Source organism: Solirhodobacter sp. (genome assembly GCF_964715405.1).
The window spans coordinates 1-6,636 of the sequence record NZ_CBAICG010000078.1 but is presented as its reverse complement, the minus strand read 5'-3'; the positions used below and the strand labels follow the sequence as shown (position 1 = coordinate 6,636).

General features: G+C 68.7%; 6 protein-coding genes. 2 read left to right on the top strand and 4 right to left on the bottom strand.

Annotation, left to right across the window (positions count from 1 at the left end; all coding sequences use genetic code 11):
* Nucleotides 1-22 precede the first annotated feature (22 nt).
* Nucleotides 23-583: a cytochrome b/b6 domain-containing protein gene (locus AC11WY_RS18880; RefSeq protein WP_482928354.1), complete on the bottom strand. Its 561-nt coding sequence runs from the start codon at nt 581-583 to the stop codon at nt 23-25.
* A gap of 13 nt (nt 584-596) precedes the next feature.
* Nucleotides 597-875 (bottom strand): PepSY domain-containing protein, encoded by a 279-nt coding sequence (locus tag AC11WY_RS18875; RefSeq protein ID WP_482928352.1) that lies wholly within the window; start codon nt 873-875, stop codon nt 597-599.
* 214 nt (nt 876-1,089) lie between these two features.
* Here AC11WY_RS18875 and AC11WY_RS18870 point away from each other — a divergent pair, with 214 nt between their 5' ends.
* Entirely contained in the window at nt 1,090-2,424 is a 1,335-nt protein-coding gene (locus AC11WY_RS18870) for an acetyl-CoA hydrolase/transferase family protein (protein ID WP_482928350.1), read from the top strand.
* Between the two features lie 172 nt (nt 2,425-2,596).
* On the opposite strand, the gene AC11WY_RS18865 is transcribed toward AC11WY_RS18870, so the two are convergent.
* Nucleotides 2,597-4,723 carry an ABC transporter permease gene (locus tag AC11WY_RS18865; RefSeq protein WP_482928348.1) on the bottom strand — a complete coding sequence of 709 codons (2,127 nt, stop codon included), beginning with the start codon at nt 4,721-4,723 and terminating at the stop codon, nt 2,597-2,599.
* Nucleotides 4,720-6,096: an efflux RND transporter periplasmic adaptor subunit gene (locus AC11WY_RS18860; protein ID WP_482928346.1), complete on the bottom strand. Its 1,377-nt coding sequence runs from the start codon at nt 6,094-6,096 to the stop codon at nt 4,720-4,722. Before AC11WY_RS18860 ends, AC11WY_RS18865 begins: the two co-directional genes overlap by 4 nt.
* Nucleotides 6,097-6,304: 208 nt before the next feature.
* On the opposite strand from AC11WY_RS18860, the gene AC11WY_RS18855 reads away from it, so the two are divergent.
* A partial coding sequence (locus AC11WY_RS18855) for a calcium-binding protein (RefSeq protein WP_482928344.1) occupies nt 6,305-6,636 on the top strand: 332 nt, incomplete at its 3' end.

Here is a 6,636-nt window from a genome sequence, read left to right as displayed (position 1 = left end):
CCCCCCCGGCCGGGGCGCGACGCTAATCGACGTCGCGGGGCCCGGCCGGTCGCTTCAATCCGGTCACCATCGCGGCAACCAGATTTTCGCCGTGGCGGCGGCTGGCAAGAACCACGCCGCCCAGATGCACCAGCACCAACAGCAGCAGGCCGTGGGCGCAGAGCGAGTGAAGGGTCTGGACCGGATCGCTGCCATACCAGGTGTCGGTCGTCATCATCCAGCCGCTGATCGCCGTCGCGGCCATCGCGGCCAGCAGGGCGATCACCATCGCGCCGCCCGCCGGGTTGTGCCCGATGTAGCGCGCCTCGCGCCCGGTGACGATGTCGCGCAGGTAGGCCAGCACGGTCGCCGGGCGGCGAACGAACTGCGAAAACCGGGCATGGCGCGTGCCGACAACGCCCCAGAGCAGGCGGATGCCGACCAGCGCGCCCGCCGCGTAGCCCGCCCATTCGTGGACCCAGCCCAGATCACCCTCCTGGGTGAACCAGGCCACCACGAAGCTGATCACCAGCGACCAGTGGAACAGTCGCACCACCGGATCCCAGACCCGCGTTCCGGCCAGGCCGGGGCGCGGGGCCAGCATCGGCAGCCGGCGCTCAGTTCTCGCCGGCTTCGGCATTGCCGACCTTGGCAAGGGTTTCCGCGTTATAGGCCACGTTGACCTTCTTGCCCGCCTTGTCGATGGCGTAAACCTCGTAGCAGCCCTTTTCGGTCTTGATCCGCTTGACGGTCAGGCCCTCGGACAGCAGTTGCGCCTTCAGCGTCGCTTCGGGCTGGAAACTTGCGGCGGGCGCCGTCGAGCACTGGGTGCCGGCGGCAAAGGCGGGGCCTGCCAGCAGCGCGGCGGTCAGGGCGAGGGCGAGGGAACGAGTCATTGGGGTCTTCTCCGTTCGGGATGGCGGGCGGGCCCGCCAGGTTGCAGCCTGTGGCGCGGTCTTGGTCGACCGTCGCTGCAGGAGGGCTAGCAGGCCCCGCCTGTCAGCAACCTGACGCGATGCCGCCCGCGATCGGGCATTGCAATTTGTCCGCTGACGGGGAAACTGGCGCCGGGCCGCCGCCAAAGACGCGGCCGCTGGGAGGAGTCTCGCGATGATGAAACGGGTTGCCGCCGCACCTGCGCGCCGCATTACGTCGGATGAGGCCGCGGCGCTGGTCCGGCCGGGCATGTGGCTCGACTATGGGGCCGTGCTCGGTCAGCCCGACACCTTCGACGCGGCGCTGGCCAAGCGGATCGGGGCGTTGAGCGGCGTCAAGGTGCGCTCCTGCCTCTCGACCCGGCCACGCGCCATCGTCGAGGCAGACCCCGAGGGCAAGCATGTGCACTGGGTCAGCCTGCATTTCTCGGGCTATGACCGCAAGAAGCACGACTCGGGCCTGTCGCACTACATGCCGGTGAACCTGGGCGAGATCCCCGACTATTACCGCCGGTTCATCGACCCGGTGGATATCGTCGTGATCAAGACCTGCCCGATGGATGCGGACGGCTATTTCAATTTCTCCGCCGCCAACCTGTGGTCGCGCGCGGTGATCGAGCGCGCACGCTGCGTGATCGTCGAGGAATGCGTGGGCCTGCCCTATGTTCTGGGGGTCGAGACCGGGGTGCATGTCTCCGAGGTCGATTTCATCATCGAGGGCGACCACCGCCCGGCCGCCGAACTGGCGAACCCGCCGCCCACCGAGGTGGACCGCGCCGTCGCGCGCCTGATCACCGCCGAGATCGAGGACGGATCCTGCCTGCAGATCGGCATCGGCGGGATGCCGAACGCCGTCTGCGGCCTGATCGCCGACAGCGCCATCACCGATCTGGGCGTGCATACCGAGATGCTGACCGATGGCATCATCGACCTTTACCGCGCGGGCAAGATCACCGGCACCAGGAAGCAGATCGACATCGGCAAGATCGTGGCGACCTTCGCGCTCGGCTCGCGCTCGCTTTATGACACGATCGACCGCAATCCGGATTTCGAGTTCCACCCGGTCGATCATACCAATCTGCCGCACCGCATCATGCTCAACGACCGGACGGTGGCGATCAACAACACGACGCAGATCGACCTGCAGGGTCAGGCGGCGTCGGAATCGGACGGCCACCGCCACATCTCGGGCACCGGCGGGCAGTTGCAGTTCGTGCGCGGCGCCTATGCCTCGAAGGATGGCAAGGCGTTCATCTGCCTGGCCTCGACCTACGACAAGCGCGGCGACCGGCGCAGCCGCATCGTGCCGCGCCTGACGCCGGGCAACACCGTCACCACGCCGCGCACCGACATGATGTATGTCGTCACCGAATACGGCATCGTGAACCTGAAGGGCAAATCGGTGCCCGAACGCGCCCGCGCGCTGATCTCGATCGCCCACCCCGATTTCCGCGAGGAGCTGGAGCGCGAGGCCTATGCGGCGGGCATGATCCCGAAGGGGTTCTTCTGAGGGATAGTGTGTTCCGGGTGCCCCGGGACCGGGAAGGCAACTCTCAGGGGGAGAGTTGCCCGGTCACGTTGGCCACAAGGCCGGAGGCCGTTGGGCAAGGGGCGTGCGGCCGGGACCGTGGGGTTGGAAATCGGGCAATTGACCCCAGACCAAGCTTCAAGCAGGCTCCCCGTCACTCGTAGCGCAGGGCCTCGATCGGGTCCAGCCGGGCGGCCTTGCGGGCCGGGTAGTAGCCGAAGAACACCCCGATGGCGGCCGAGAACAGGAAGCCGCCGATCACCGCCGTGGGCGAGATCGGCGCGGGCCAGCCCGCGAAGTGCGACAGCGCCAGCGAGGCCGCGATGCCCATCAGCACACCCGCCCCGCCGCCCACCGCGCTGAGCAGCACGGCCTCGGCGAGGAACTGCAGCAGCACCTGCATCCGGCGCGCCCCGATCGCCATGCGCAGCCCGATCTCGCGCGTTCGCGCGGTCACCGAGACCAGCAGGATGTTCATGATCCCGATGCCACCGACCACCAGCGAGATCGACGCGACCGAGGCCAGCAGCAGCGCCAGCACCTGGCTGGAGCCCTGCGCGGCATCGGCGATCTGGCTGAGGTTGCGGATCGAGAAGTCGCTGGGCTGGTCGGGCAGGATGCGGTGGGCGCGGTTCAGCGTGTCGGTCACCTCGGTCATCGCGGTCTGCACCTGATCGGCGCCGGTCGCCTGCACATAGATCTGGTTGACATAGCCCAGCAGGCGCGGCGGCAGGCCATAGGGGTTGGGCGGCGTGGGGTAGATCCAGCCGATCGGCACCTGCGCCGAACTTGGCGCGGCGGCGCCAAGGACGCGGCGCTGCGCGGTCGAATAGGGGATCATCACGACATCGTCCTGATCCTGGCCATAGCCGGTCTGGCCTTTGGCGGTCAGCAGGCCGATCACCTCCATCGGGGTGCCCTTCACCTGGATGCGCGCGCCCACCGGGCTTTCGGTCGGCGGAAAGAGCTGGGCGTAGACGGTCTGGCCGATCAGCACGACAGCGGCGGCGGCATCGTCGTCGGCCTGGGTCAGGCCGCGCCCGTCGGCGATGGTCCAGTTCGTCGCGGCGGGGTAATCCGGGCTGACGCCCTGGATCGTGGTCTGCCAGTTCTGGTCGGCGTAGATCACCTGGCCGCCCTGCCGGATCAGGTAGCTGACCGAATCCACCGAGGGGTCTTCGGCGCTGATCGCCGCGGCGTCCTTCACCGTCAGCGTCGAGGCGCTGCCCGCGCCCGCGCGCGCGCCGCCCGCCGCGGTGGCGCCCGGCTGCACCACCACGAGGTTGGTGCCAAGGCTCGCGATCTGCTTTTTCACCGCATCATTGGCGCCCTGACCCACGGCGACCATGGTGATCAGCGCGGCGACGCCGACGAAAACACCGAGCATGGTCAGGAACGACCGAGTGCGGTTGCGGTTGAGCGACTGCACCGCGACGGCAAAGATCATCCGCGTGAAGGCCCAGGGGCCCAGCGCGCGCCCGGTGGCGGCCATGTCGGGCAGCACCGGCGCCTGCGGGCCGGTGGTGGTGTCGGCGGTGTGCGGCGTCGCCACGTCCGACAGCACCTGGCCGTCGCGCATCGTCACCACGCGATCGGCATAGGCGGCCACGTCGGGTTCATGCGTCACCACCACCACGGTCACGCCATTGTCGTGGTTGAGCCGGGTCAGCGTTTCCATGATCTCGTGCGAGGTCTTGGTGTCGAGGTTGCCGGTCGGCTCGTCGGCCAGCAACAGGCGCGGCGCGTTGATCAGCGCGCGGGCGATCGCCACGCGCTGCTGCTGGCCGCCCGACAGCTGGCCCGGCGAGTTGTCCTCGCGCCCGGCAAGGCCGACGCGGTCAAGGGCGGCGCGCGCGCGGGCGTTGCGCCCGGCGCGGCCACCCGAGGCGGTGCGCCCGTAGATCAGCGGCAGGGCCACGTTCTCCATCGCGCTGGTGCGGGGCAGCAGGTTGAAGCTCTGGAACACGAAGCCCAGCCGCTGGCGGCGGATCTCGGCCAGCGCATCCTCGGACAGATGCGCCACGTCGGTGCCCTCGAAGCGGTAGCTGCCCGAGGACGGCCGGTCGAGGCAGCCCAGAATCGACATCAGCGTGGACTTGCCCGAGCCCGAGGCACCCATGATGGCGACGAATTCGCCGCTGCGGATGGTCAGGTCCACGCCGCGCAGGGCGTGAACCTCAGTATCGCCCATCACATAGGTGCGGGTCAGTCCCGCCACCTCGATGACCGGGGCGGCGAGCGGCGGGGCGGCGAGGGGTGGGGCGGCGGGCGGCGGGCTCATGGCCGGAACCTGAGCGCGCCGCCGCCGCTGGCGCCGGTGCTGCGGCCGACCGAGCTTTCGCCAAGGATCACCAGATCCCCGGCTTCGAGCTTGCCCGAGAGAACCTCGGTGTTGGTGCCATCGTCGAGCCCGGTGCGGACGTAGACCATCACCGGCTTGCCGTCGCGCAGCACCCAGACGCGGCCGGGGGTGCCCGGCTTGCCCGCCGCGGTGCCCGTGCCCGCCGCGGTGCCCGCGCCCGCCGTGGCGCCCGTGCCTGCCGTGGTGCCCGTGCCTGCCGTGGTGCCGGCCGTTGGTGCCCCTGCGGAGGAGGCCGTCCCGGACTGCTTGCCCGACCCCGCCGCGATCGTCGAGGGTTGGTAGCGCAGCGCCTTTGACGGCACACGCAATGCATCAGTGCGCTGATCCACAACGATTTTCGCCGAGGCCGTCATGCCGGGGCGCAGCGCGAGGTCGGCATTGGCGACCGCCACCACGACGTCATAGGTGATGACGTTCTGCACCGATTGCGGCGACTGGCGGACCTGCGAGACCTTGCCGGTGAAGGTGCGGGCGGGAAAGGCGTTCACCGTGAAGCTGGCATCCTCGCCCACCTTCACCTGCCCGATGTCGCTTTCGCTGACGTTCACGTCGACCTCCATCTCGGTCAGGTCCTGCGCGATCAGGAACAACGTCGGAGTCTGCAGGCTCGACGCGACGGTTTGCCCGGCGGTGACGTTGCGCAGGATCACCGTGCCCGCCACCGGCGATTTGATCTCGGTGTAGTCCAGGCTGATGTTCGAGGCGTCCAGCGCAGCCTGCTTCTGTTCGATCGTCGCCTGATCGACCAGAAGCTGCGCCTGCGCCTGATCGTAGGTGCTCTTGGCAAGGTCGGCGGTGTCCTGCGACACGGCGTCCGACTTCACCATCTGGACGTTGCGGTCATAACTTGCCCGCGCGTAGTCGAGACCGGCGTCGTCCTTGGTCAGTTGCGCGCGCGCCAGGTCGAGGTCGGCCTGCGCCTGCGCCACGGCGGTGGTGAAGGGGCGGTCGTCGATCTTGGCGCAGACCTGACCCTCGGTCACGGTATCGTTGAAATCGCACATGACGTTCGCGATCACGCCCGAAACGTACGAGCCGACGGTCACCGTCAGCACCGGGTTCACCGTGCCGGTGGCCGAAACCGTGCTGGTGACCGCGCCGCGGTCGGCGGGCGCGGTAACATAGTTGACCGGCGCCGCGCCGCGGGTGAACCACCACGCGGCACCGCCGCCCGCGATCAGCACCACCAACAGCACCACAAGCCGCCACCGTCCGCGGTGCGCAGGGGCCTTGGGCCGGGCCGGGGCAGGCGCCACAGGTTCGGGTGCGGGGCGTTCGGCGGCGTCGGTCATGGTCAGTCCTCTTGAAATGCGCCGCCACGCGGTGCGGGCAGCCATGCTTATACGCATGGGCCCCCAGTTTCTGTCGCGGGCGACAAGGTCGCAGGGAAAATCGTCGCTTGCAGCCCCAATTTGGCCATGATTTGGCAAGAATATTCAAACTAAATAAGAGCATTACCGGCAATAACGATCCGGACCAGACACAGGCGCGAAACCAACCATGGCAACCCTCAGCGGCGGCAGCGGAAACGACACGCTGACCGGCGGCAACACTGGCGATTCGATCAGCGGTCTGGGCGGCAACGACTCGCTTTACGGGCTGGGCGGGGCCGACACGATCTATGGCGGTGACGGCAACGACTGGATCGACGGCGGCACCGGCAACGACTCGCTTTACGGCGACGCGGGCAACGACACGCTGGTCGGTGGGCTCGGCAACGACACGCTGGACGGCGGCACCGGCACCAACACCGCCGACTACAGCGCCACGACCGGCGCCGAGACGATCAACCTGGCCACCGGCGCGGCGAGCGGCACCGACGGCACCGATAC